Here is a 24,797-nt window from a genome sequence, read left to right on the forward strand (position 1 = left end):
GGCCCAGCGCCGATTCCCCCGGCATTGCCGGGTCCCGGCGATGTCCGGTTTCTAGCGTTGGTTTCGCTTGGGCTATCTAGGCCTGTGCCTGGGCCGGTATATCCGGAGGGCAGTCCTGGCGCTGTCCGGTTTTTGGCATTGGTTTCGCTTGGACTATCCAAGCCCGTACCCGGGCCGGTGTATCCGGAGGGCAGTCCCGGCGCTGTCCGGTTTTTGGCGTTGGTTTCGCTTGGAGTATCCAAGCCCGTACCCGGGCCGGTGTATCCGGGAGCCAATCCTGGCGCTGTCCGGTTTTTGGCGTTGGTTTCGCTTGGACTATCCAAGCCCGTACCCGGGCCGGTGTATCCGGAGGGCAGTCCCGGCGCTGTCCGGTTCTTAGCGTTGGTTTCGCTTGGAGTATCCAGACCGGTATCGACTCCGGTATATCCGGACCAGACATACATACCTAAGTCGACATTAGGCATTGAGTAGGGGCGCAGATTAGTTGGATCCCGAATTGGATCAGGCGTATAACTCCATGAATAATCGGGCGGCGTCGTAAGCCATGCCGGTCCAGTTGTAAATGTATTCCAATTAACTCCACTAATTGAACTGAACATATCATCAACATCAAATTTTGGTGCTGATGGGGGCGCCGTAAAATTTACCTGCCCACCGAATGGATTTGGCCCAACATTTACAGGCGTTGCGCCTACATTAGGATAATTATACGTATTTTGTAGATTCAACATCGCTACGGTAGTTGGATCGAATTTAAGCGTTGGAGAGACTCCAAACTGCGCATCGAATACCGTGACGCTAACTGGACCAACACCTACCTGTATATTTACTCCTACACTTATTTTCCCTGTGCTATCAAAAGTAATTCCAGCCTTGGCATTAACAGGACCTGGCGTACCAACCCCAACAAAACCGCTTATCTTACTAAGCCCAGTTTTTTCATCTTTTGGCCCAAAAGTAACACTTATCTGCCCATACCCGACCTGACCACTAAGCGTAAATCCGGTAATGTTTTGTCCTTCTTGTTCCACCCCGCCACTTACGGTGCTGGACTTCTCTTTCGGTTGCGAGTTCGATCCACTGAGCAAACTGCCGTTGGCCAAGTCACCCTCCAGAATCTTTAGCTAAAGTTGCCCCTTAGATTTCATCATATCCAATAGATATTTTGCTTTTTCATTCCCATTTGATGCAGCTTTTTTAAGCCAAAACGCCGACTTTCCGTAGTCTATGTGTCCATTTATCTCATTATAGTACAAAAAACCAAGATTAAATTGCGCATCCGCATTGCCTTGATTTGCCGCCATCTCCCACCAATATTTGGCAGAATTTACATCCCTCTCTACAATTTTTCCTTCGGCATAAGCATTCCCCAAGGCCAGCTCTGCATTGACATAGCCCTGATTTGCGGACTTCAGCCACCATGCGATTGCATCTGCCCCACTGGTGGCAACACCAGTCCCCTGAAAATACCTGTAACCCAACACGTATTGCGCTACAGCATGCCCTTGGAGCGCTGCTTTTAGTTGCCATGCCATTGCCTGCGCATCGTCTTTGGCAACGCCTCTGCCAGACGTGTAAGACGCTCCGACGTTAAATTGCGACTCTGCAACACCCGCTTGAGCAGCCTTGAGCCACCAACCAAATGCTAGCTTGTCGTCGGCAGGCACACCCTCGCCTCGCCAGTACAGGCTGCCTAACTGATTTTGGGCTTCAGTTTGCCCGGCCTCGGCAGCACGTCGAATCCATACCGCGGCAACCGACGCATCTTTTTTGTCAACACCTTCACCGAGCAGGTAACAGGAGCCTAGATAGTAAGCAGCGTCGGAATTTCCTTGCTCCGCAGCCTTGCGCCATAGAGCTACAGCTTGCTTTTTATCCTGAGCAACACCCAGACCTTGGCCATACAAGACACCCAGGCCAAATTCCGAGGCCGGATCCCCAGCATCAGCCAGCGGCTTCCACTGCTTGAACGCTTCCTCATAATTCTTGGCGTTGTAGGCCGCCTGTGCCTCTAACGAACCCGCGAAGGCATCTGTCAAAGGCAAAGCTGGCGACAACACCACGCAGAGGAATGCTACCGCACGGACCCACGAAGCGATTTTTTGAGTCAACGACACTCGCCTCCGCAAATTTTGGACTCCCTCCGCAGGCGCCCTATCTTTCATGAAGAGCCTCATCCGTCAGCGCACCACGGGATCGATCAAGACTCCGGCACGCAGCGGTTGCCGGTCTTGACCTCCACCTTCTCGACACGCCAGGCGTCAGCACGACATCCCCCATCCTTGACGCGAAACGAAGTCTCACCCGGCACGATGCACGCTGGAAACTTCACCGCCCCCAGAGGCGTCGCATGCAGCCCTGTCTCCGGCCTCTGCGCGCGACTCATCCATCCCTGCCCATGGATTTCCACGAAACATTGCTTGAGTGGCCATATGTATCAGATAAATCTAATTTGTCGCACACAGCAGATCCTCACCTCCAAGGACCAAAAATATACGACTTTTATCATATGCAAGCTACGTCTCGACGCACTCACAAGTCAATAGAGCGGACTAATACTGATCAAGATTATTGCACAACTCGTACGAGTACGTCGGACATAGCATATATTTCGCTTCTTCCGGGGCAATTCCAGCAGTCCGGCATTACACATGAATGACATATCCGCCTCCCAGGAGCCTGGCTCCGCCGGCTCGTAACAGCCGGTCCGTCTCCTTGATTGCCGTCCCCGTCGTGACATGGATCAGGACATGTTTGGCATTGCGGCTCTGCGACCACAGCACGATGCCGCGAACCAGGCGCGTGAACACCTTTGCCGACAGAAAACGGCCGCAACGCTGCGTATCGACGGCAATGAGGTGGGCGGTGGTCATCAATCCACCCTCGCCGATCAAGTATTCGCCGGCGGAAAACCAGGCCAGACCGACCAGTTCGCCCCGCGCCTCGGCCACGAGCAGGCATTGGTTCGGCGGCGCACTCCGGATCTGCTTTTCGATCTCGTCAAACTTGCCCTCGGAAAACGGCATGTCGGCAAAGATGGTGCGCGCATGAAACTGACGAACAAGGGACCGTATCGCCGCCCAGTCTCCATCTTCAGACAGGCGCACACGAACGATGCTCTGTTTGGGGCTCTGTTGCGCGCCTTGTTCGGGACGCTGCAAAATCTCCGCCTCACCGCTCATGAAACGCCTCATCCGTCATTTCCATCAGCGGGTCGAGCAGATACTCCAGCACGCGGCGATTGCCGGTCTTGACCTCCGCCGTCACCGACATGCCGGGTGTCAAGACAACATCCTTGCCCTCGACCCGTATCGACGTCTCGTTCAGCGTAATGCGCACCGGGAACACCAGCGGGCCGGAGGCGTCGCGGGCGGTCTCTTCCCTGGCCGCTGATGGCTGCTGCGGCGCGCCTGCGGGGATCGCGTCGTTGGAGACGGTCAGCACCTTGCCGTCGAGCGTGCCGTAGCGGGTGAAGGGGAAGGCTTCGAGCTTGACCCGCGCCTCCTGCCCTTCATGGACAAAGCCCTTGTCGCGGTTGAGCAGCATCGCCTCGATCTCGAGCTTGGTGCCGTCGGGCACGATCACCATCAGCTTCTGTCCGGTCTGCACGACCTCGCCCAACGTATTGACTTCGAGCTGCTGCACGCGGCCGGCGACCGGGGATTTCAGCAGGCTGGCGCGCTCGAAGAGCGTAGCCTTAGCGAGATCCTGTCGCAGCACCCCGATCGAGCGGTCGATCTCGATAAGTTCGGTGGCGACCTTGTCGAGATAGGCGTCACGGCGGGCACGCTTTTGCGCCGTAAGCGTCTTCACCGTGGCTTCGAGTTCGGCGATGTGGCCCTCGTCGGACACCGTCGCCATCAGCTGGTCCTGCTCGCCCTGGCGGGCTTCGATGGTGCTGGTCTTGATGCCAACCTGGCGCTTTTCGAGTTCTTCGAAGACATCCAGTCTGTCGCCGGCGAGTTCGACCAGCTTGCGACGCTCGACCAACGTCTTGCCGGCGCGCTCGATCTCGATGTGCTTCTGTGCGATCTCGGCTTCGAGGCTGTCCTGTTCCGACTGATAGGCCGCCAGCGACTGGCGCATCTGCAAGCGTTGCAGCTCGACCAGGGGTGTCGGGGCGTTTTCGGGCACGACGAACGTTGCATCGTCAGAGGATGTACCGTCGGCCACGGCATCGATCAGCGCCTGGAGCCGCGCCTTGGAGACTTGCGCCGCGGCAAGGTTGCCGGCGTTCTTCTGGCGCTCGGCCTGATATTCGGAGGGGTCGAGCTCGACCAGCGTGTCGCCGGCCGCGACATGGTCGCCCGCCTTGACATGCAGCGCCTTGACCGTGCCGGTGATCAGCGGTTCGATGACCTGCACCTTGCCGATCGGGATCAGCTTGCCTTGCACGGTCGCATAGGTGTCGATGCGGCCGAACCACGACCAGGTGAGCGCGCCGGTGGCGAAGACCATGATCAGCGCGGCGAAGATACGCGCGGCCGGCGAGGCCGGCGTTTCCAGGATCTCGACCGCGGCTGCCTGGAAGGCGCGCTCGTCGCGGTTGAGTTTCGGACGCTTGGCCTCTGCCTCGCGCGCCACACCTTCTTTCACCGCTTGCCAATAGCGCCCCATCACCTATTCCGCCGCCTGAGGTTGGGTGGAGGGGTGCTGCTCGGCCTGCAGCCGGTAGAGCTGGGCGTAGCGGCCATTGAGTTTCAAAAGCTCCTCATGCGTGCCCTGTTCGGTGATGCGGCCCGCCTCGATGGTCATGATGCGGGTGGCGTCGCGAAGGGCCGCCAACCTGTGCGCGATGATGAACACGGTGCGGCCTTTGGCCATCAGCCGCATATTCTGCTGGATGATGTATTCCGACTCGTAGTCGAGCGCGCTGGTCGCCTCGTCGAACAACAGGATGCGCGGGTTGGTGACCAGCGCCCGGGCAATGGCGATGCGCTGGCGCTGGCCGCCGGAAAGGTTGGCGCCACGCTCCTCCAGCACCGTGTCGTAGCCCGACTTGAGTTGCAGGATGAAGTCATGCGCGCCCGACAGCTTTGCCGCCTCGATGACGCGCTCCAGCGGCAAGGCCGGATCGGCCAGCGCGATGTTCTCGCGCACCGTGCGGCGGAACAGGATGTTCTCCTGCAGCACGACGCCGATCTGGCGGCGCAGACTTCTTGGATCGATCAGCGCCAGGTCGACGCCGTCGACCAGCACGCGTCCGCGCTCCGGCACATGCAGCCGCTGCAAAAGCTTGGCGACTGTGCTCTTGCCCGAGCCGGACGGCCCGACAATGCCGATGATCTCGCCGGGCTCGGTCTGGAAAGAGACGTCGCTCAGGATCTCGCGCTCGCCAGGACGATAGCGGAAAGTGACGTGATCGAAGGCGGCATGGCCTGAAATCTTGCGCAGCGAACCCTGCCCGCCGCCGCCCGATATTTCGACCGGCGCGTTGAGGATGTCGCCGAGCCTATCGACGGAGATGCGAACCTGCTGCAGGTCTTGCCAGAGCTGCGCCAGCCGCAGCACCGGGCCGGAGACGCGACCGGCCATGATGTTGAAGGCGACCAGCTGGCCGACCGTCATGTCGCCGGCCACCACCGCCTTGGCGCCAAACCACATGGTGGCGACGATCACCGCCTTGGAGATGAGCTGGGCGGTGTTGGAGGCGAAATTGGCGAGCCTGGCGGTGCGGAAACCAGCGCCGACATAGCCGGCGAGCTGGTCCTCCCAGCGCCGCTGCATCTGCGGCTCCACCGCCATCGCCTTCAGCGTTTCGACGCCAACGATGGATTCGACCAGAAACGTCTGGTTCTCCGCGCCGCGGTTGAACTTTTCCTCGATGCGGCGGCGAAACTCCGGTGTCACCGCCATCGACAGGATGACATAGGCCGGGATCGAGCAGACCACGATCAGCGTCAGCCACGGGCTGTAGAGATACATCACCGCGAGGAAGACAAAGAGGAACAGGACATCCAGCAGCACGGTCAGCGCCGAGCCGGTGAGGAAGGCGCGAATGTTTTCGAGCTCATGCACGCGCGCCACGGTCTGGCCGGTCTGCCGCGCCTCGAAGTAGGCGATCGGCAGGCTAAGCAGATGGTGAAACAGCTTTGCGCCGAGCGCCACGTCGATGCGGCTGGTGGTGTGAATGGTGGTGTAGGTGCGAAGCCCGGTGAGCAGCACCTCGAACATCGATACGGCCGACAGGCCGATGACCAAGACTTCCAGCGTGGTCAGGCCGTTATGAACCAGCACCTTGTCGATGACCAACTGGAAGAAGATCGGCGAGATCAGGCCGAGCAGTTGCACGAAGAATGAGGCGAGCAGGACCTCGGCGAAGATCCAGCGATAACGGATGATCTCGGGAATGAACCAGGAGAAGTCGAAACGCCTGGAAAAACCTTGCGCGAAAGCGCGGCTGGTGACCAGAACGACATGGCCGCTCCACAGCGCCTCGAAATCCCCGCGCGTTATCTCCTGCGGCGCGCCAGCCTGCGGATCCTGCAGCAGAACCTTACCCAGGGAAATTGCGGCCAGCAGCGCGAAGCTGCCGTCGGTCTTCTCAATGATCGCCGGCAGCGGCAGACGGTCCAGCCGCTTCGGTGACGGCGTGGCTATCCTGGCCTTCAGCTTCAGCCTCTTCGCCGCCCGCACAATGTCAACGCGATCGGCAAGCCTTTCGCCAAGGCCAAGGTCATGGCGAATGGCATCCGGGTCCGCCGGCTGGCGCAAATACTGCGTCATCAGCGTCAAGCAAATGACACCACTGTCCAGACGCACGACTGTAGGCGTGACGGAGTTCACCTACCCCCCGGTAAGGCACTAAAATAGTACCCGTCGATTCATGAGCCGCTTCTAATTGCTACGCAAGTAGGTGCCGGAGAAATATTTGTATATTCTGGATGTGGGATAACCATTAATATTAGTACGTCTTAATATTCATCGCCAGTGATTGCGATTTTTAAGACGTTGGCGCTGCAGTCGAGTATCCCGACAACTGAAGCGATGCTAGCTCTATCGCCTGTGGAGAGAGGGCAGACCTACCTTCGGAAATCTTCAAACCGGCAAGCGGTTATCAAACGCCTGCGATTATGAGGAGGGATTGCTCGGTGGACACCAGTAAGAATTCGGCAGACGAGACGCAAAGCCCGGCCGACGACCTGCGCCCATGTAAACCGAAGGTCGCGGGTTCGATTCCTGCCGGGGGTACCAGCATCGATAGAAAACAGGCATTCCCCGCCCCCGTGCCGCGCTGTAGAGCGCCCGTTCCTTTCAAGAAAGCGTCTCGCGGATCGCCATGGCCAAGCGGTCGACGCCCTCGATCGTCTGCGCCGCGTTGCAGGCCGCGTAACCCAGCACGAGGCCCTGGGTGGGCGCGGTGTTCTGGAAGTATTTTGACAGCGGTGAGACGTTGATCGCCCGGCGCCCCGCCGCGTGGCTGACCTTGATGTCGTCGATGCCGGGCCTGAGATAGCCCACCACTTGGATTCCCGCTTCCGCCGGTGACAATGTCATTTCCCGGCCGAGCCTTTCTTCCACGACGAAGCGGAAGAGCTGACGGCGCTGCGCGTAGATCCGGCGCATGCGTTTGAGATGCCGGCTCATGTGCCCTTCGGTGATGAAGTCGGCGAGTGCTGCCTGCAGCACCAGCGGCGCGAACTGGCCCGTGGTGGACAGCGCATTGGCGATGCGTTCGGCAAGCTCCGGCGGCAGCACCATGAAACCGAGGCGCAGCGCCGGGAACAGGAGTTTGGCGAAGGTGCCGACATAGATCACGCGGCCGGAGCGGTCCATGCTCTGGATCGCCGGCACCGGCCGGCCCTGGAAGCGGTACTCGCCGTCGAAATCGTCCTCGATCACCCAGGAATTGCCGGTCTCGGCGATGTCGAGCAGCCGCAACCGCTCCTCCATGCGCATCGTGATGCCGAGCGGATGCTGGCAGGCCGGCGTTACATAGATGAGGCGTGGCGCGGGATCGGGCGCGTCGAGCCGCCAGCCGCGCTCCTGGTCGACCGGGATGGGCACGATGCGGGCGCCGGCAACGGTGAAGGCGGCTTTCGCGCCGTAATAGCCGGGCTCCTCCATCCATACCGGATCGCCGGGATCGAGCAGCAGGCGCGCCAGAAGATCGAAGGCGGCCTGCGCACCCGTGGTGATGACGATCTGCTCGGGCCGACAGCCGACGCCGCGCGCCGAGAAAAGATAGCCGGCTATCGCCTGTTTCAGCGCGGGATGGCCGGTCACCTCATAGGTACCGAACAGCGTTTCGCCGTGGCTGGCGCGGCGCGCGACCAGCCTGCCCCAGACGCCGAAGGGAAAGCTCGCGGCATCCGGCATGCCGGGGTGGAAGGCAAAGCGCCCGGGCGTGCCATGGTGGCAGGGTTGGCTGAGCAGTTCCTCGCCGCGCCGCGAGGGTGATCGCAGCGGCACGGGCGGTGCCTCGGCCGGCGCTTCGCGCGGTCCGTCCGGCAGGTCGACAATGACCGGCCGCGCCCCCTGGCGGTTCGCCAGATAGCCTTCGGTGACGAGCTGATCATAAGCCGAGACGATGGTGTTGCGACCAAGGCCGAGCTCCGCCGCGAGCGCTCGTGTCGAGGGAAGCTCGGAGCCCGGCGCCAGCGTACGGTTGCGGATGATGGCCACCAGCCCGTGATAAAGTTGGCGTGACAGATGCTCGCCGCTCGCACGGTTTACCGCCAGCATGTCGAGCGGAAAGGCCTGGCGCTTGCGTTGCAGGGGTTGCATCCCGCCTCCTCACATCGGCTGTCCGCCGCATCCTGCCACAGCGGGAAACACATGCAACTGGTTCCTTCATTTTCCAGAAAACTGGACCTCGCGATGGAGACAGAGCAGCGTAGACTTCGTTTCGCAAGATGTTGGCGAGGCACTGGGAGGACGCCGCGCCAGCGGGAAACGGCAAGGGTTTTCAGCCTGCCGTCGTCCACCGTGGCCTTTTCCTCCTTCGATTTGAGATATGCCGGGGCCCTTGGCCGCGGCTGGAAAGCGAGCAATGAGCACAGTTCGACTTGGCATCAATCCCATCACCTGGAGCAATGACGATGTGCCGGAACTTGGCGGCGACACGCCGCTCGAGACGTGTCTGAGCGAAACCGCGCAGGCGGGCTATGCCGGTACAGAACTCGGCGGCAAGTTTCCTCGTGAGAGCCGCACGCTCGGTCCGATCCTCGACCACTACGGGCTCGCCCTGGTGTCGGGCTGGTATGACGGGCGCATCTGCGAGAAGGAGGTGGATGAGGAATTCGAGGCGATCCGCCCGCATCTCACATTGCTCAGGGACCTCGGCGCGAAGCACGTCGTCTATGCCGATACTTCGCGTGGCCGCCATGGGGCGATCCACGACCCGATCTCGCAGCGCCCAAGGCTCGCGGACGAGGAATGGAAGCCCTACGGCGCCAAGATAACACGGCTCGCTGAACGCTTCGCGGATTTCGGTGTCGGCATGGCGTTCCACCATCACATGGGCACGATCGTCGAGACCGACGGCGAGATCGACATGCTGATGAAGACCACTGGCGAAGCGGTCGGCCTGCTCTACGACACCGGGCACTGCGCCTTTTCCGGCGGCGACCCGGAAAAGCTGCTGCGCCGCCATGTCGGCCGCGTCGTCCACGTCCATTGCAAGGACGTGCGCCCGGCGATGCTGAAGAAAGCGCGTGACACCGACATGAGCTTCATGGGCGCGGTGATGGAAGGCATCTTCACCGTGCCCGGTGACGGCGCGATCGACTATCCCAGTTTGCTGAAGATGCTCGCCGACAACGGCTATTCCGGCTGGCTGGTGGTCGAGGCCGAGCAGGACCCGGCCAGGGCGCATCCGCTGACCTATGCCACGATGGGCTATCGCAACCTGAAGACGCTCGCCGAAGCCGCCGGTTTCACCGTGGAACAGCGTAACAAGGAATTCCACAATGCCAGCTGAACGCAAGGTCGTCATCAACATCGACGACGTCGGCATGTGCCATGGCGCCAATGTCGCCTACCTGGCCCTGAAACGTGCCGGCGCGGTCGACAGTGGCTCGGTCATGGTGCCCTGCCCGTGGTACCTGGAAATCGCCGAGGAAGGGGCCCGGGACGCCTCGCTCAACCTCGGCGTCCACATCACGCTCACGTCCGAAAAGAAATATTACCGCTGGCGGCCCCTGACCAAGGCTAGCCAGGCGTCAGGCATCGTCGACGGCGACGGCTATCTCTTTCGCAGCGTGCCCGAACTGCGCGCCAGGGGCGAGCCGGAAGCGGTAGAAGCCGAGATGCGGGCCCAGATCGATGCGGCATTGGCGGCTGGGCTTTCCCTTACGCATATTGACGGCCACATGGGCGCGGTGTTCTCGCCCGAATTCGTCGACCGCTATGCCGCGGTCGGTATCGAATACGGCATTCCGACGCTGTTTCCGAAAACCATCTCCGTCTACGGGCCTATCCACAACCTCGGCAAGCTCGACGAGAGCATTTATGCCGCGCCTGGAAAGAGGCTCGCGGACGCCGGCGAAACACTGGCCAGCGCCGTCTTGGAGACGCCCTGGCACCGCAACCAGCCGGCCCGCGCGCGCTACGAAACGCTGTTCAGGCAGATCGGCGAGGGCCTGAACTTCCTGTGCCTGCATGCCAACGCGCCCGGCGAGATCGAGGTGATCGAACCGAACTCGGCCCAGATCCGCATCGATGAATTCGACCTGCTTCCAGACCCGAATTTCATGGCCTTCGTGGAGGGACTGTCCATCCGCCGGGGCTCACTGCAGGACTTCAGGGCATGATCCTGCTCCGGAGACGACTGGAATGAAGACGAAATGGCCCGACCGGGAGGGTTGGAGCCGGACCTGAGCAACGACAACAATAACTGAGGAGAACGATGATGACTGCCTTATTCTCAATGTCTGGAATCCGAAACGCGTTGGGCGCGGCCGCGCTCTCGCTTGCCTTTGCCGGCGCCAGCATCCTCCCGGCGCCGGCACAGGTGAAGAAGGAGAGCGATGTGCGCATCGTCTTCGTCACCCACGGCCAGGCCAACGACGTCTATTGGAGCGTGGTGAAGAACGGCATGCAGGCCGCCGCCAAGCAACTCGGCGTCAAGGTCGAATACCAGGCGCCGGAAACCTTCGACGTGGTGCGCATGGCCCGCATGATCGAGGCCGCGACAGCCTCGCAGCCGGACGGGCTCGTCGTCTCCATTCCCGACATGGATGCCTTGAAGGCGCCGATCCAGGCCGCCAAGGCTGCGGGCATCCCGGTCGTCGTCATCGACAGCGGCGAGGAAGCGGTCGAGCCGTGGGGCCTCGATCTTTTCGTCGGCGGCGGCTCGGAATACGACAATGGCGTCAAGGCTGGCGAGATCATGGCCAAGGCTGGCGTGAAGCAAGGCATCTGCGTCAACCACGAGGTCGGCAATGTCAGCCTCGACAAGCGCTGCGAAGGCTACAATGACGGGCTGAAGAAGAGCGGTGGCGCTTCCGCCGTCGTCGCGGCCACCATGGACCCGACCGATGTGACGCGCCGCGTCGAGGGCTATCTGACCGCGCATCCCGACGTCACCGGCGTGCTGACGCTCGGTCCGACCGTCGCGGCGCCCCTGCTCAAGATGTTCCAGGACGCCGGGACGATCGGCAATTACAAGATTGGCACCTTCGATCTGTCGCCCGAAATCCTCGATGCCGTGAGCAAGGGCACGATGATGTTCGGCATCGACAACCAGCAATACATGATGGGCTACTATCCGGTCGTCTTCCTGACCAACAAGGCGATGTGGAGGACCTTCCCCACCTCGGCCGTGCGCACCGGACCGTCCTTCATCATGAAGGATGACGCGGCCGCCGTCGGCGACCTCAGTAAGGCCGGCATCCGCTGAGCCTGGGCGGCCCGCCGGTTCCCTGGCTGGCGGGCCGCTTTGTATTGATGCAATTTCGCCGGCAAGGCCGCTTCATGGGCTCCCCGGACGTTGCTCCAGACACCGACTGAGGCCAGACACCGACTGAGGTTTGACGATTGTGACAGATGCACTGAACCCGGCCCGCTCGCCCGAGCCGAAACCCGTTTCGCGAAGCCTGACCCGGCTGATGCGGCGTCCCGAACTCGGTGCCCTGACGGGCACGATCCTGGTCTTCCTCGCCTTCGGCATCACCGCGGGCAGCAGCGGCCTGTTCAGCGCGGCCGGCATTGCAAATTTCCTTCAAGTCTCAGCCCAACTCGGCATCCTCGCCGCCGCGGTCGCGCTTTTGATGATCGGTGGCGAGTTCGACCTGTCGCTCGGTTCGATGATCGGCTTTGCCAGCGTCACCATCGGCCTCTGCGTCACCCAGTTCGGGCTTTCGATCCCGGTTACAGTGGTGATCACCTTCGTCGTCGCCATGGTCGTCGGTGCGCTCAACGGGTTCCTCGTCGTGCGCACCAGGCTGCCGTCCTTCATCGTGACGCTTGCCGGCCTGTTCATCCTGCGCGGCCTCACCCTTGCGGTCACCCGCACCATCACCGGCCGCACGCAGATCCCCTATATCACCGAGGGCCACGAGGGCAGTTTCGTCGTCTGGCTGTTCGGCGGCAAATTCGGCGGCCCGGTTTTCGCGTGGCTCGCCAGCCATGGCTGGATCGCGGCGCGTCCCGACGGCTCGCCGATGGTCCAGGGCCTGTCCATGTCCATCCTGTGGTGGATGGTGGTGACGGCGTTCGCGACCTGGCTTTTGATCAAGACGCGTTTCGGCAACTGGGTGTTCGCCGTCGGCGGCGACGACCGTGCCGCCCGCAACGTCGGCGTGCCCGTGGACCGCGTGAAAATCCTGCTCTTCATCGGCACCGCGCTTTCGGCCACCCTCTTTGCCGTCATCCAGGTGCTGGAATCCGGTTCCGCCGACACGCTGCGCGGCACGCAGAAGGAATTCCAGGCCATCATCGCCGCGGTGATCGGCGGCTGCCTGCTGACCGGAGGCTATGGCTCGGCGATCGGCGCCATGTTCGGCGCGCTGATCTTCGGCACGGTGGAAATGGGCATCTTCTACACAGGCATCGACACGGACTGGTTCCAGGTCTTCCTCGGCTCGATGCTTCTGATCGCGGTGCTGGTCAACAATTACGTGCGCCGCAAGGCGACGGAGGCACGCTGATGGCTGAACCGCTGATTGAACTTCGCAACGTCACCCGCCGCTTCGGTTCGGTTACGGCGATCCGCGACATGTCCTTTGCCGCACATGCCGGCGAGGTGCATTGCCTGCTCGGCGATAACGGCGCCGGCAAGTCTACGCTGATCAAGACACTGTCGGGCGTGCACACGCCAAGCGAAGGCCAGATGTATGTCGATGGCAGGCCGGTGACCTTCACATCACCGCGCCAGGCGCTCGATGCCGGCATCGCCACCGTCTTCCAGGATCTGTCGATGATCCCGCTGATGAGCATCACCCGCAATTTCTTCCTGGGCCGGGAGCCGTTGAAGGGCGCGTGGATCACCAGGCGCATCGACATGAGACGCGCCGACGTCATCGTCTATGAGGAGCTTGGCAAGATCGGCATCAATGTGCGCGACCCGCAGCAGGCGGTGGGTACGCTTTCGGGGGGCGAACGCCAGTGCGTTGCGATCGCGCGCGCGGTCTACCATGGCGCGCGCGTCCTGATCCTCGACGAGCCAACCTCGGCGCTCGGCGTGCACCAGGCCTCCATCGTGCTGCGCTATGTGGCCCAGGCGCGCCAACGCGGGCTCGCCGTCATCTTCATCACCCACAACATCCACCACGCCTATCCGATCGGCGACGTCTTCACCATGTTGAACCGGGGTTGCTCGCTCGGCACTTTCCGCAAGGGCGAGATCACCGAGAAGGAGGTGCTGGACATGATGGCCGGCGGCCGCGAGATCCGCGAATTGCAGCAGGAACTGGAGCGCTTCGGCAAATCCGGATCCGAAGTGGAAGCGGTTTCCTGAAGGACTGAAAAGAGAGAAAAATGATCGACGCCGCATTGTTCGGCGCCGGGCTGATCGGCTCGGTGCATGCGAAAAATCTCGCCCGCCATCCGGGCGTACGCCTTCGCTATATCGTCGATCCGCGCCGCGACACGGCCGAGCGAATGGCCGCGGAGACGGGCGCGGAGATCGCCGACACCGCGACCGTGATGAACGATCCGGCGATCAGGGCGGTGGTGATTGCCTCGGCAACCCGCACCCACGCCGATCTGATCATCGAGGCCGCCGCGAAGGGCAAGGCGATCTTCTGCGAAAAGCCGATCGACCTCGACCTTGCCCGCACCGATCAATGCCTGGCGGCGGTCGAAAAGGCCGGCGTGCCGCTGCAGATCGGGTTCAACCGGCGCTTCGATCCATCCTTCGCCGCCGTGCGTAAAAGGATCGATGCCGGCGAGATCGGCGCGGTCGAGCAGGTCATCATCACCAGCCGCGATCCCGAGCCGGAAAGCGAGGAGGCTCTGGCAAGCGGCGGCGGCGTCTTCCGCGAGATGACCATCCACGATTTCGACATGGCGCGCTTCTTGTTGGGCGAAGAACCCGTCGAACTCTTCGCCACGGGCTCGTCGCTGGTATTGCCCTATTATGAAAAGCTGGGCGACTACGACACGGCGATGTTCATCTTGCGCACCGCCTCGGGCCGGCAGTGCCACATCAACAACAGCGTGCGCGCCGTCTACGGCTACGATCAGCGTATCGAGGTGCATGGTTCCAAGGGGATGCTGCAGGCCAGCAACCGAACCCCGACCTCGGTCAGTTTCAGCGGCGAGACCGGGATATCGGCCGACCGGCCGCTCTATTTCTTCGTCGAGCGCTATGCCGAATCCTACCAGGCCGAGCTCGACCATTTCATTCAATCGGTCGCCAGCGGGCGTACGCCTGCGGTCGGAGCCGCCGACGGGCGCAAGGCGATGATCCTGTGCGAGGCGGCCCTCGCCTCAGTGAAGTCCGGCCGCTTCGAGCCGGTGAGGATCTGAGCGCGTTTGCCATGACGAGCCCTGACCTGCCCTCGTTGCAGCCATCGGTTCGCCGTGCGCTCCCGACGCCGCTCAAACGGCCGTCGCCGCCGCCGGCACTTGTCGCCGCTCTCTCCCGCGAACCGAAGCTCGTCGCCAAATATCCGGAGCTTGGCGCCTTCCTGAGGCATCGCTGGGCCGACGCCGCATTCATGACGGCGGCCGGCATGGCCGCGGCCACGGGCCTGCCGGTCACCACCTTGCTTCGACTATTGTCACTGCTTGGCTATCCGCGCTTCCGCAGCTTTCGCGAAGCCGTGCGCGACCAGTTGAGAGGGCGCGTCCGGTAAGAACAGAAAGGCTCACGGCAGTGATCAAGCGCTTTTAAGCCCCGCCGGCGCATCAAAAGTGTTCTTCACCCGGACCGATTTATAGACGTAGGCGACCCAGACACCCGCCAATACGAACGAAACTATCGGCGCCACCGCCGCGCCACCAGCCAGCACCTGGCTTGCCGGGACGTCAAGAACCATCGCGATCAACGCCGTGTCGAGGATGAAGACCACGGGTATCGCGAGCCACTGGTAGAAGAACAGCCGCTTGAAACGGTGGCTGCGCCGTACCATCGCGATGAAGACAATCACCTGAAAGAGCATGAAGCCAATCAGCAGCACGAGTTCGCCATAGACAACCAGTGCGCCGTTCTGGACCGTCAGTATCTGCTGATAGCCCTCTATCGATCCCGCTATGATGCTGAGAATTCGCAGCGGAGCCAGCGCCTGGCCGATCGCCAGCAGCATCAGCCAGCCTCCGAACCCTACAGGCGCTGCTTCGGGTGAAGACCGTCTCGCCGAGCGTACGGTAAAAAACACCGGCACACCCACGATCAAAAGAACCACTGCCCAATGCCAGAATGAAAAATGCACTCTACCCCTCCCAAAAATGCATCCCCAGGTTGCATTATTCAGGAACAGGCACGCGAACGCAAGCCCCGGTGAACGCGCGTCTTCAAACGATCCGAAATCTCACACCACGATCGCAGTCACGAGGATCCGGTTCTGCCGTCTTATCGCGGAGCGCAATTCCGGTATCCTGGCTTCGTCGCGCTTTACGAACTCGATGAACATCATGTTCATGTTGTTGAAGATCAGTTCGCCGAGCGCCTTGCCGTCGACATCCTGGCGGACCAGTCCGAGTGCCTGCAAGCGAGCGATGAGCGCGCTGATCTGCTCGGTCAGAGAACCGTCGAGAGCGGTGTAGGCCTGTCCGAAAGGACTGTCGGGCTGCTGCGTCGAGATCGCCATGGCCTGCCGCCACATCTCCTTGCTGAGATAGTGGAGCGAATGCTCGATATAGATGCCGACCAGCGTGTCCAGCGCATCGCCGACATTGGCCGGCGGATTGTCTACGACGCCGCGCCCCGCATTCAGCACCTCGTTGACCTCCAGGGAGACGATAGCGCCGAGGATGTCGCCCTTGTTCTGGTAGTAATTGTAGATCGTGCCGATCGACACTTCGGCCTGCGCGGCGATCGCCTCGATCTTGGCGCCCTCATAGCCGGCCTCGCGGAAAAGCTCAGCCGCCGCCTCGATAATGCGGCGATGCCGGTCCGCCTTCTGTCTTTCGCGCAATCCACTCATATCGGCCTCTTTGCCAGAAAATCATAATTGACTCAATTTTAGAATTGGTTCAAGTTTTCTCCAACAAGCCAGCAAGGCAAGGGAGAACACTCGATGACCAGCAACATCCGCAATCCGCTTTCCACCCTGAAGTGCAATCTCGCGGCAGCTTGCGCGGCAGCCGCGCTGCTCATCGCGGCGAGCGGTGCTCAGGCCGCCGATCTCAACGCGCTGATCTGGTGCGATCACTCCGATCCGGCACTTCTGCAGCCCTTCGAGCAGGCCAACAACGTCAAGGTCAACGTCAAGGAATTCGAAGGCACCGGCGCCGGCCTGGCGATCGTCGAGCAGTCGCAGCCGGGCGACTGGGATGTGATGGTGATCGATTCCATCGACGTGCCGCGCGGCGTCGAAAAAGGCCTGTTCGAGCCGCTGCCGGAAGACAAGCTCCCCTTCGGCGATCTCTTCCCGCAGGTGAAGATGGACAAGTCGACCATCGTCGACGGCAAGCGCTACGGCATCACCGAAAAGTTCGGTTACAACACCATCGGCTTCAACAAGACCAAGGTCGATCCGGCCGACATGCAGTCGCTGGCCTCGCTGACATCAGACAAATACAAGGGCAAGGTCGCGATCTACGACTATTACCTCCCGGTCATCGGCATGGCGGCGCTGGCCATCGGCAAGAAGACGGCCGACCTCACCGAAGCCGATCTGCCCGCGCTGAAGGAAGAACTTCTGAAGATGAAGGCCAACGCCAAGCTGGTCGGCGAAGTCACCGCCAGCCAGACGGCGCTCGCCACCGGCGAGGTCGATGTACTGGTCGGCGGCGGCGAGTGGGTGACGGCCGGCCTCGCCAAGGAAAACCCCGCGCTCGATTTCTCGATCCCGAAGGAAGGGGCCGTGCTGTGGTCGCAGTCGCTGGCCATGTTCAAGGATTCGAAGAATAAGGACATGGCGCTGAAATTCATCCAGTACATTCTGAGCCCGGAAGGCCAGGCGCGGCTCGCCACCTCGTCCTGCTACTGGGGCATGCCGTCCAACACCAAGGCCGCGTTGACCGACGACCAGAAAAAGGTGCTGCGCTTCGACGAGCAGCCGGGCTTCCTGTCGCGCGCCCAGGCTTACCCGGCGCCGAATGCCGATCTCGACAAGAAGATGCAGGACATGTGGACCGAGATGCTGCAGGCCAAGTAGGCAGCGGCATATGAACCCGGTTGCAAACAATGGCCCTGGCCGAGGGGCGGGCCGCGCCCTGCCCTGGGCCCTGGTCACGCCGGCGCTCGGCTGGACGCTGGCATTTTTCGTCCTGCCGTTCATCGCCATGGGGCTGTCGAGCCTCACCGCGCATGAGGGCGGCGGCTTTGCCTTGTCCAACTACAGCCAGTTCTTCACCAACCCCTCCTACTTGCAGGCCATGGTGAACTCGCTTCAGGTGACCGCGATCGTCACTCTGGTTTCCGTTTTGCTCGCCTATCCCTTCGCCTGGATCCTGGCCGAGCAGGTGCCGGAGCGTTGGCAGCGGCTGGCGCTGATGCTGGCCGTGCTGCCGTTCTGGACATCCTATGTCGTGCGCTCCTATTCCTGGCTGCTGGTGCTGGCGCAGAACGGCGTCATCAATCGCGTGCTGACCGGCTCCGGGCTGATCAGCGAACCGCTGCAGCTCGCCAACACTCGGCTAGCCACCGTCACCGGCTTCGTGCATTTCTTCGTCATGCTGTTGACGCTGACCATCTTCGCCAACCTCAAGCAGCTCAGTCCGAGTTACCGAAAGGCGGCCGCAGATCTCGGTGCCGGGCCGGTCCGCACCTTCCTGCATGTCGTGCTGCCCCTCACGCTTCCTGGCATCATGGTCGGCGCGTTCCTGACCTTCGTTCTGTGCATCGGCGACTACATCACGCCGCAGATTCTCGGCGGCAACAACGAGCTTCTGATGCCGCAGCTGGTGATGATGCAGATCGGCCGGCGTGGCGACTTTCCACTGGCTTCAGCGCTGTCCATCATCCTGATGGCGGTCGTGACCGTCGCCTATCTTGCCTGCGCGCGCTGGCTCAAGATCGAGCGGGCCTGACCATGCACCGGGCTGTTCGCATCGTTTCGTGGCTCTACGCGCTTGCCGTCTATGCCTTCATCTTTCTTCCGGTGGTGGTGCTGGTGCTGTTCTCGCTCCAGTCGACCTCCTTCCCGATCCCTCCCTTCACCGGCCCGTCGTTACGCTGGTACGAAGCGGTGCTTTCGGACACGCGGCTGACCTCGGCGCTTGTCAATTCCCTGCTGGTGGCGTCCATTTCATCGCTCGCCGCCGTCACGCTGGGCTTCCTGTCGGCCTGGGGCTTCGCCCGCTTCGTCCTGCCGGGCTCCGCCCTGTTGCGTGGCCTGATCACGCTGCCGCTGACGGTCAGCTACCTCATCATCGGCATGGGGTTGCTGGTGCTGTTCAACTGGGCCGGCGTGCCAAAATCGCTGCTGGCGGCCGGCATCGGCCATGTCGTGATCAACCTGCCGCTCTGCTTTGCCATCATCTACAGCCAGATGGGCGACCACCAGGTCAACATCGAGCGTGCGGCTCGCGACCTCGGCGCGCCCGAGTGGAAGGTGCTGCTGCTCATCACCGTGCCGGTCATGGCCCCCGCTATCTTCGCCGGCTTTTTCCTGTCGATGACCTTCTCCTGGGATGAATTCGTGATCTCCTTCCTGCTGACCCGTTTCGAGACGACCTTGCCGGTGGAAATCTGGAACCTGCTGCGCTCGGGCCTCAATCCGAAAACCAACGCCGTCGGTTCGCTGGTCTTCGCCGTTTCCATCGTGCTGGTCGTACTGTTCGAACTGACGCTGCTCCGGAGAAAGCCGGCATGAGCACACCCCTCGTCGACATCCGCGACATCTCGCATCGTTTCGGCCAGCTGGCGGTGCTGAAAAACGTCTCGCTGCGCATCGAGCCCGGCAGCTACACCATCCTGCTCGGCCCCTCCGGCTCCGGCAAGACGACGCTGCTCTCCATTCTTGGCGGCTTCGTCAATCCGAGCGAAGGCAAGGTGTTGATCAGGGGCGAGGACTGCACCTCGACGCCACCCGCCAGACGCCCGACGACCACCGTGTTCCAGGATTACGCCCTGTTTCCGCATATGAGCGTTGGCGCCAATGTCGGTTTCGGCTTGCGCATGCAGGGCGTGGACGCGGCAACGCGCGCGGCAAAAGCCCGTGAGGCACTGGCGCTGGTTGGCCTTGCCTCGGCCTTCGACAAAAAGCCGCATCAGCTTTCCGGCGGCCAGCGCCAGCGTGTCGCGCTGGCGCGTGCCCTGGTGATCGAGCCAGCCGTGCTGCTGCTCGACGAGCCGCTCGGCGCGCTCGATCTCAAGCTGCGCCGGCAGATGCAGGATGAGTTGAAAGCGATCCAGAAACGCGTCGGCACCGCCTTCATCCATGTCACCCACGACCAGGAGGAAGCAATGGCGCTGGCCGACCACTGCGTGGTGATGAATGACGGCCGCATCGAGGACGAGGGCCCACCCGAGCGCGTCTATGCCCGCCCGGCGACGCGCTTCTCCGCCACCTTCATGGGCGAAAGCACGATCCTGGCCGGCAAGGTCAGCAACAATGACAATGGACGCATGACGATCGCAACCGGGACCGGCTCAATTTCGCTGCCGGGAACATCGCTCGTGGGAGCAGGCCTTGCGCTTGCCATCCGGCCCGAGCACCTCATCCTTGGTGAAGGCAAAAGCGATACCTCGCTTGGCACGGCCAAGGTGAGCGACGTCGTCTTCCAGGGCAGTTTCAAGCGCGTGCTTGCCACATCAGACCAGGATCCCGGCCTGCAGTTCATCGCCAAGGCGCCGGCTTCGGCCGTCATCCAGTCAGGCGACAAGATCGGCGTTTCATGCAACGCTGGCGACATCATCCAACTGGCCGGCTGAGATATGAGCACGCTTGCGGTTGTCGACGCTGAAAACTGGTACGAAACCATACGCATGGCGGACGGTGTTACGCTCATTCATGAGCCGTGGATAAAGCCGTTCTTCCGCTGCAACATGTGGCATGTGCGTGGCCGCGACCGGGATCTTCTGTTCGACAGCGGCCTTGGCCATGTCAGCCTCAGGCGTCAGGTGCCGCTGGTCACGGAACGAAAGCTCACCTGCGTGGCCAGCCACACGCATTTCGACCACATTGGCTGCCACCACGAATTCCCCGACCGCTGCGTCCACACGGCCGAGGCAGAAATCCTCGCCGATCCACGCAACGAATGGACGGCGGCCGGCACTTATGCCACCGAGGAGATGTTCGATCGCCAGCCGCAAGGTTGGGACACGGGGCGTTATCGCATCCTGCCCGCGCCGGCCGGCCGTCTGCTCGAGCATGGCGACATCGTCGATCTCGGCGACCGCGCCTTCGAGGTCGTCCACACACCGGGCCACTCGCCTGGCGGCATCGCGCTCTACGAGGACAAGACCGGCATCCTTTTGTCCGGCGACATCATCTATGACGGCCCGCTGATCGATGACGTCTACCACTCGGACATATCAGACTATATGGAGACGCTGCTTGCCATGCGTGACCTCGATGTCAGCGTGGTGCATGGCGGCCATTTCCCGAGCTTCGGCAAGGTGCGCTATCGGCAGTTGATCGACGAGTATCTCGACCGGAAACGGCAGGCCGGCTGTCATTTGCGGCCCCACCCCTGAGACTGGCTACTGCATCGGATCGAAATGCCTCGGAAATGCCTGGTGCAGCAGCAGCAGCATGGTCTTGCGCAAAACGTCCGTGTGGCGGCCGGCAGGGTTCAGGTGATCCCAGTACCACGCACCGTGAACCAGGTAGTTCAGGCTCTCCGACAGCGTGTGAATGTCGACACCGGTATAGCCGCCGCTGCGCGCGATCTCGACCAGGAACTCAGTCGCCTCGGCGGTGTAGGCCAGATCGCTCGGCAGGCCGATCTCATTGTAGATCTGCATGCTCTTGCGGTCGCTGGAAAACGCGACGAAGACCGATACCCATTGGGGATGCTGGCGGGCAAAGCTTTGTGCGCAGCCAACCGCCCCCAGCAGCCGCTCCACCGGAGACAGGCCCGGCGCCCGCACCAATTGCAGCCACAGTTCGTCATACTGGTCGCTGAGATATTGCAGGGCGGCCCGGAACAGGTTCTCCTTGCTGCGGAAATGGAAGACCACAAGCGCGTTGGACGAACCGACATGCTGGGCGATGCGCTGCATCGTGACGCTCGCCAGGCCCTCCTCGGCGATGAGCTCGATCGTGGCGTCGATGATGCGCTGCACGCTTGCTTCGCCGCGCTCGCGCCGGCGGTCCTTGGGGGCGGCGTCATTGGCCGACGCCCTGCCCTTGCTTGTCGCGACCGCGCCTTTTGCCGTCGCCTTGCGTTGCACCATCTTTCGTCTCTTCCTTCCGCCGCCCGGTCAGAGCGAAGGGCGCGTCCCGGCCGTTGTGTACCATTGCCCCTGTGCCGCTTCATAGGCCATCGCGGCCCGGAAGACATCGGCATCGCTGTAGGTGCGCCCGACGATCTGGAAGCCCGTCGGCACACCGTTGGCCGCGCGCCCCGATGGCATGGAAAGCACCGGGCAGCGACTGACCATGTTGAACGGTGTCGTCATCACCCAGCCCAGGGACGGGTTGACCTGCTTGCCGTTGATCTCGACGGTGCCCGTGGTCTGATCGAACTCCGCCGGCACGGCAGGGAGGGCGTTCGTTGGACAGATCAGCACATTGTAGGTCTCCAGCATCGGGCCCAGCGTCTGGTACATGCGCGCGGCCACATCCAGCGTCGCGACGAAATCGGTGGCCTTTGATTTCTGGCCGTCCTCGGCAAACCGCCGGGCATAGCTGGTCATGTCGCTGCTGTGTTCGGCAAGAAGTTGCGACAGCGACGCGCCGAAAAGATGTTCCAGATAAGCCATTCCGGCCTTGAGCACCCCGTCGTCCCAGCCAAGATCGACTTCCTCGACGGTAGCCCCCAGGGAGCGGAACACATCGCAAGCGGCGAGCATGTTCCTGCGCACATCCGGGTCGACTTCAAACGAGCCCAGATCCATGGAGAAGGCGATCTTCCAACCCTTGATCGGCTTGTAGTCGAGCGGCAGGCGCAGCTTCGGGCGAAGCGTCGCGATGTCGAGCGGGCTCGGTCCGGCCATGACATTCTGCAGCAGGATCGCATCCCGGACATTCCGGGCCAACGGTCCGGTGTGGCAGTAGAAGTCGAGGTTGAACGGCGGCTCGTCCGGATTGCGGCCGTAGGGCGGCTTGAAGCCGACCAGGCCGCAGGCCGAAGCTGGAATGCGGATCGATCCGGCGATGTCCGATCCGGTGGCGATCGACGACGTGCCGGAGGCAAGCGTGGCCGCGGCGCCTCCCGACGAACCGCCCGGCGTGAAATCCGGATTCCAGGGGTTGCGGGTGACGCCCCATCGCTTCGACCAGGTGTAGCCGGCACAGCTGAATTCCGGCGTTGCCGTGCGGGCATGCACGATGCCGCCCGCCTTCATGATGCGCTCGTTCATGGTCGAGGTGTGGCCGCCCATCGCATCCCTGGACAGCAGCGAACCATGCGATGTCGGCTTGCCCTTGATGTAGCTCTCGTCCTTGATGCCGATCGGCAGCCCTTCGAGCGCGCCGGTCCTGGCGCCCCTGGCATACTTCGCCTCGGCCCTGGCGGCGAGCTTCAGCGCCTCTTCGAAATGCTCGAAGGTGAGGCAGTTGATCGACGACTTTGTCGCCTCGGCACGGCGGATGGTCGCCTGCATCAGTTCGACGGGCGAGAGTTTCTTGGCCTTGAACAGCCGGAGCGCCTCGTGGGCCGGCATATAGCAAAGGTCGAGATCGGACATGGAAAATCTCCTGCGATCGTAGGATCGCACCTGGCATGAGAGGTAACCGGACCGCGTTTCACGGTCCGGTATGTGATGGGGTAGCCGGGCGCCGCTATTTCTGGAGGTCGGTCCAGATCTTCGTGTAGAGCGCCTGCACGTCAGACGGACAGGCCGGCATGAACTGGCCTTTGTCGGCGAACTCGGCCGGGATCACCACCTCGGGCGCGGACTTCATGTCATCGGGCAGGAAAGCCTCGGAACCCTTGATGCCGTTGGCGTAGCGGGCGAAGGCCGAAATCATCGCGGCATTCTTCGGGTCCATGATGAAATTCTGGAAGAGCTTGGCGTTCTCGACATTCTTGGCGTCCTTGAGAACCGCGACATTGTCCATCCAGATCGGAAAGCCTTCTTTCGGGTAGCCGTAGACGATCTTGTCGTTCTGCAGCCGCTCGCGCAGCGATATGCCGTTCCAGTTGACGCCGGCGGCGATGTCGCCCCGGCCAAGGCCATCGACGGCCGCGTAATCGAGCGAAAGCCACTTCGCCTTCGCTTCGACCAGCTTGTCGTGCACCTTCTTCAGGACTTGCATGTCGTCGGTGCAGTATTTGCCGCCCTCATAGGCGATGGCGAGGAACATGATGTCGCCCATTTCGGGCACGACATTGATCTTGCCGACAAGTTCGGTCGGCGGATCGAGGAAAAGCGCCGAGGTGTTCGGGTCGCCGGCATAGACCGACTTGTTCACCGAAATGCCGGTCGTGCCCCACTGCCACGGAACCGTATATTTGCGGCCCGGATCGAAGGGAACGTCGACCCATCGCGGATCGACATTCTTGAAATTCTCCATCTTGTTGGGGTCGGTCTCCAGCAGCAGACCTTCGCTGATCCAGATCGGCACGACACTGGCGGAAGGCACGACGATGTCATAGCCCGAAGCGCCCTGGCGCACCTTGGCAAGCGCGGTGTCGTTGGAGTCGTAGTCGGTCACCGTGACCTTGACCTTGTAGGTCTCCTCGAACTTCTTGATCAGGTCCGGGCTGGTGTAATTGCCCCAGTTGTAGATGTTGAGTTCGCCATCCGCGCGCGCGACACCTGTTGCGGTAAAAAGTGTCAGCCCGACGGCCGCCGCGGTCAGTTTCCAGTTCATGCGAGTTGCTCCCATTGTTGGGACCGTCCGCGTCATCGCCTCGGGTCCATTTTTCTCTGACGAAAAACCGGAGGCGCCATTCAGCTCCACGAACGGCCGCCCGACTGTCACGATGTTCCCTTCCGGGGCCATTCACCGGCAACGCCGGCTGGCCATTCTTGGCATCAGGAATAACTATGACTAACTATTCAGTCAATATCTTTTCACGCATCGCTGGCGGGCCGCGCACCTGCGTGTCAGGGTGGCCCTTGCACGACGCACCCCAACCTCAACTGGTCACGCACTCGCGGCCGGTTTGGTGCACCGGGCGAACCAGGG

Annotated in this window: 23 protein-coding genes; 12 read left to right on the forward strand and 11 right to left on the reverse strand. The window is 62.0% G+C overall.

Features of this window, described 5'->3' with window-relative positions; translation table 11 throughout:
- Nucleotides 1-1,124: 1,124 nt before the first annotated feature.
- The 6 genes from FFS37_RS28945 to mocR all read right to left on the reverse strand — a co-directional run bounded on the left by FFS37_RS28945 (nt 1,125) and on the right by mocR (nt 8,727).
- Nucleotides 1,125-2,111, reverse strand: coding sequence for an SEL1-like repeat protein (locus FFS37_RS28945; protein ID WP_171026470.1), 987 nt, complete (start codon nt 2,109-2,111; stop codon nt 1,125-1,127).
- Nucleotides 2,112-2,200: 89 nt separating this feature from the next.
- Nucleotides 2,201-2,386, reverse strand: coding sequence for a hypothetical protein (locus FFS37_RS28950; RefSeq protein ID WP_137934388.1), 186 nt, complete (start codon nt 2,384-2,386; stop codon nt 2,201-2,203).
- Between the two features lie 259 nt (nt 2,387-2,645).
- The gene (locus tag FFS37_RS28955) at nt 2,646-3,182 is read right to left on the reverse strand and encodes a GNAT family N-acetyltransferase (RefSeq protein ID WP_137934389.1); all 537 of its coding nucleotides are present in this window, start codon (nt 3,180-3,182) and stop codon (nt 2,646-2,648) included.
- Nucleotides 3,172-4,617, reverse strand: a complete 1,446-nt coding sequence (locus FFS37_RS28960) for an HlyD family type I secretion periplasmic adaptor subunit (RefSeq protein ID WP_137934390.1) — start codon at nt 4,615-4,617, stop codon at nt 3,172-3,174. Before FFS37_RS28960 ends, FFS37_RS28955 begins: the two co-directional genes overlap by 11 nt.
- Nucleotides 4,618-4,620: 3 nt before the next feature.
- A complete protein-coding gene (locus tag FFS37_RS28965) occupies nt 4,621-6,786 on the reverse strand; it encodes a type I secretion system permease/ATPase (protein WP_137934391.1) in 2,166 nt (721 codons plus the stop codon).
- Between the two features lie 468 nt (nt 6,787-7,254).
- Nucleotides 7,255-8,727 carry a rhizopine catabolism transcriptional regulator MocR gene (gene mocR, locus FFS37_RS28970; RefSeq protein ID WP_137934392.1) on the reverse strand — a complete coding sequence of 491 codons (1,473 nt, stop codon included), beginning with the start codon at nt 8,725-8,727 and terminating at the stop codon, nt 7,255-7,257.
- 265 nt (nt 8,728-8,992) lie between these two features.
- On the opposite strand from mocR, the gene iolE reads away from it, so the two are divergent.
- The 7 genes from iolE (at nt 8,993) to FFS37_RS29005 (ending at nt 15,242) form a co-directional block, all read left to right on the forward strand.
- A complete protein-coding gene (gene iolE / locus FFS37_RS28975) occupies nt 8,993-9,922 on the forward strand; it encodes a myo-inosose-2 dehydratase (RefSeq protein WP_137934393.1) in 930 nt (309 codons plus the stop codon).
- Nucleotides 9,912-10,754, forward strand: coding sequence for a polysaccharide deacetylase family protein (locus tag FFS37_RS28980; RefSeq protein ID WP_137934394.1), 843 nt, complete (start codon nt 9,912-9,914; stop codon nt 10,752-10,754). The genes iolE and FFS37_RS28980 overlap by 11 nt, the downstream gene beginning before the upstream one ends.
- Nucleotides 10,755-10,852: 98 nt before the next feature.
- Complete coding sequence (locus FFS37_RS28985; protein ID WP_137934395.1) at nt 10,853-11,842, forward strand: rhizopine catabolism ABC transporter substrate-binding protein; 990 nt, start codon at nt 10,853-10,855, stop codon at nt 11,840-11,842.
- A gap of 208 nt (nt 11,843-12,050) precedes the next feature.
- Nucleotides 12,051-13,091, forward strand: a complete 1,041-nt coding sequence (locus FFS37_RS28990; protein ID WP_137934444.1) for an ABC transporter permease — start codon at nt 12,051-12,053, stop codon at nt 13,089-13,091.
- Nucleotides 13,091-13,900, forward strand: a complete 810-nt coding sequence (locus FFS37_RS28995; protein ID WP_137934396.1) for an ATP-binding cassette domain-containing protein — start codon at nt 13,091-13,093, stop codon at nt 13,898-13,900. Before FFS37_RS28990 ends, FFS37_RS28995 begins: the two co-directional genes overlap by 1 nt.
- Nucleotides 13,901-13,920: 20 nt before the next feature.
- Nucleotides 13,921-14,913 carry an inositol 2-dehydrogenase gene (gene iolG, locus FFS37_RS29000; protein ID WP_137934397.1) on the forward strand — a complete coding sequence of 331 codons (993 nt, stop codon included), beginning with the start codon at nt 13,921-13,923 and terminating at the stop codon, nt 14,911-14,913.
- Between the two features lie 11 nt (nt 14,914-14,924).
- Entirely contained in the window at nt 14,925-15,242 is a 318-nt protein-coding gene (locus FFS37_RS29005; RefSeq protein ID WP_137934398.1) for a hypothetical protein, read from the forward strand.
- Between the two features lie 24 nt (nt 15,243-15,266).
- On the opposite strand, the gene FFS37_RS29010 is transcribed toward FFS37_RS29005, so the two are convergent.
- On the reverse strand, nt 15,267-15,818 hold the full coding sequence (locus FFS37_RS29010) for a DUF2569 family protein (protein WP_137934399.1): 552 nt from the start codon (nt 15,816-15,818) through the stop codon (nt 15,267-15,269).
- Nucleotides 15,819-15,917: 99 nt separating this feature from the next.
- Entirely contained in the window at nt 15,918-16,532 is a 615-nt protein-coding gene (locus FFS37_RS29015; RefSeq protein ID WP_137934400.1) for a TetR/AcrR family transcriptional regulator, read from the reverse strand.
- A gap of 93 nt (nt 16,533-16,625) precedes the next feature.
- Here FFS37_RS29015 and FFS37_RS29020 point away from each other — a divergent pair, with 93 nt between their 5' ends.
- From FFS37_RS29020 to FFS37_RS29040, 5 genes are read left to right on the forward strand one after another with little or no spacing between them, the layout of a single operon-like run.
- Complete coding sequence (locus FFS37_RS29020) at nt 16,626-17,708, forward strand: polyamine ABC transporter substrate-binding protein (RefSeq protein WP_137934401.1); 1,083 nt, start codon at nt 16,626-16,628, stop codon at nt 17,706-17,708.
- A gap of 10 nt (nt 17,709-17,718) precedes the next feature.
- A complete protein-coding gene (locus FFS37_RS29025) occupies nt 17,719-18,582 on the forward strand; it encodes an ABC transporter permease (protein WP_137934402.1) in 864 nt (287 codons plus the stop codon).
- A 2-nt stretch (nt 18,583-18,584) separates the two neighbouring features.
- Nucleotides 18,585-19,367 (forward strand): ABC transporter permease, encoded by a 783-nt coding sequence (locus FFS37_RS29030; RefSeq protein ID WP_137934403.1) that lies wholly within the window; start codon nt 18,585-18,587, stop codon nt 19,365-19,367.
- On the forward strand, nt 19,364-20,428 hold the full coding sequence (locus FFS37_RS29035) for an ABC transporter ATP-binding protein (protein ID WP_137934404.1): 1,065 nt from the start codon (nt 19,364-19,366) through the stop codon (nt 20,426-20,428). The genes FFS37_RS29030 and FFS37_RS29035 overlap by 4 nt, the downstream gene beginning before the upstream one ends.
- A 3-nt stretch (nt 20,429-20,431) precedes the next feature.
- Nucleotides 20,432-21,193: an MBL fold metallo-hydrolase gene (locus tag FFS37_RS29040; protein WP_137934405.1), complete on the forward strand. Its 762-nt coding sequence runs from the start codon at nt 20,432-20,434 to the stop codon at nt 21,191-21,193.
- A gap of 6 nt (nt 21,194-21,199) precedes the next feature.
- Here FFS37_RS29040 and FFS37_RS29045 read toward each other — a convergent pair whose 3' ends face one another.
- The 3 genes from FFS37_RS29045 to FFS37_RS29055 form a co-directional block, all read right to left on the reverse strand.
- Nucleotides 21,200-21,895, reverse strand: a complete 696-nt coding sequence (locus FFS37_RS29045) for a TetR/AcrR family transcriptional regulator (RefSeq protein WP_137934406.1) — start codon at nt 21,893-21,895, stop codon at nt 21,200-21,202.
- A 27-nt stretch (nt 21,896-21,922) separates the two neighbouring features.
- Entirely contained in the window at nt 21,923-23,350 is a 1,428-nt protein-coding gene (locus FFS37_RS29050) for an amidase (protein ID WP_137934407.1), read from the reverse strand.
- A 94-nt stretch (nt 23,351-23,444) separates the two neighbouring features.
- Complete coding sequence (locus FFS37_RS29055) at nt 23,445-24,479, reverse strand: extracellular solute-binding protein (RefSeq protein ID WP_137934408.1); 1,035 nt, start codon at nt 24,477-24,479, stop codon at nt 23,445-23,447.
- Nucleotides 24,480-24,797 lie beyond the last annotated feature (318 nt).

Origin of the sequence: Mesorhizobium comanense, from assembly GCF_005503535.1 — a bacterium.
GTDB classification, from domain to species: Bacteria; Pseudomonadota; Alphaproteobacteria; order Rhizobiales; family Rhizobiaceae; genus Mesorhizobium; species Mesorhizobium comanense.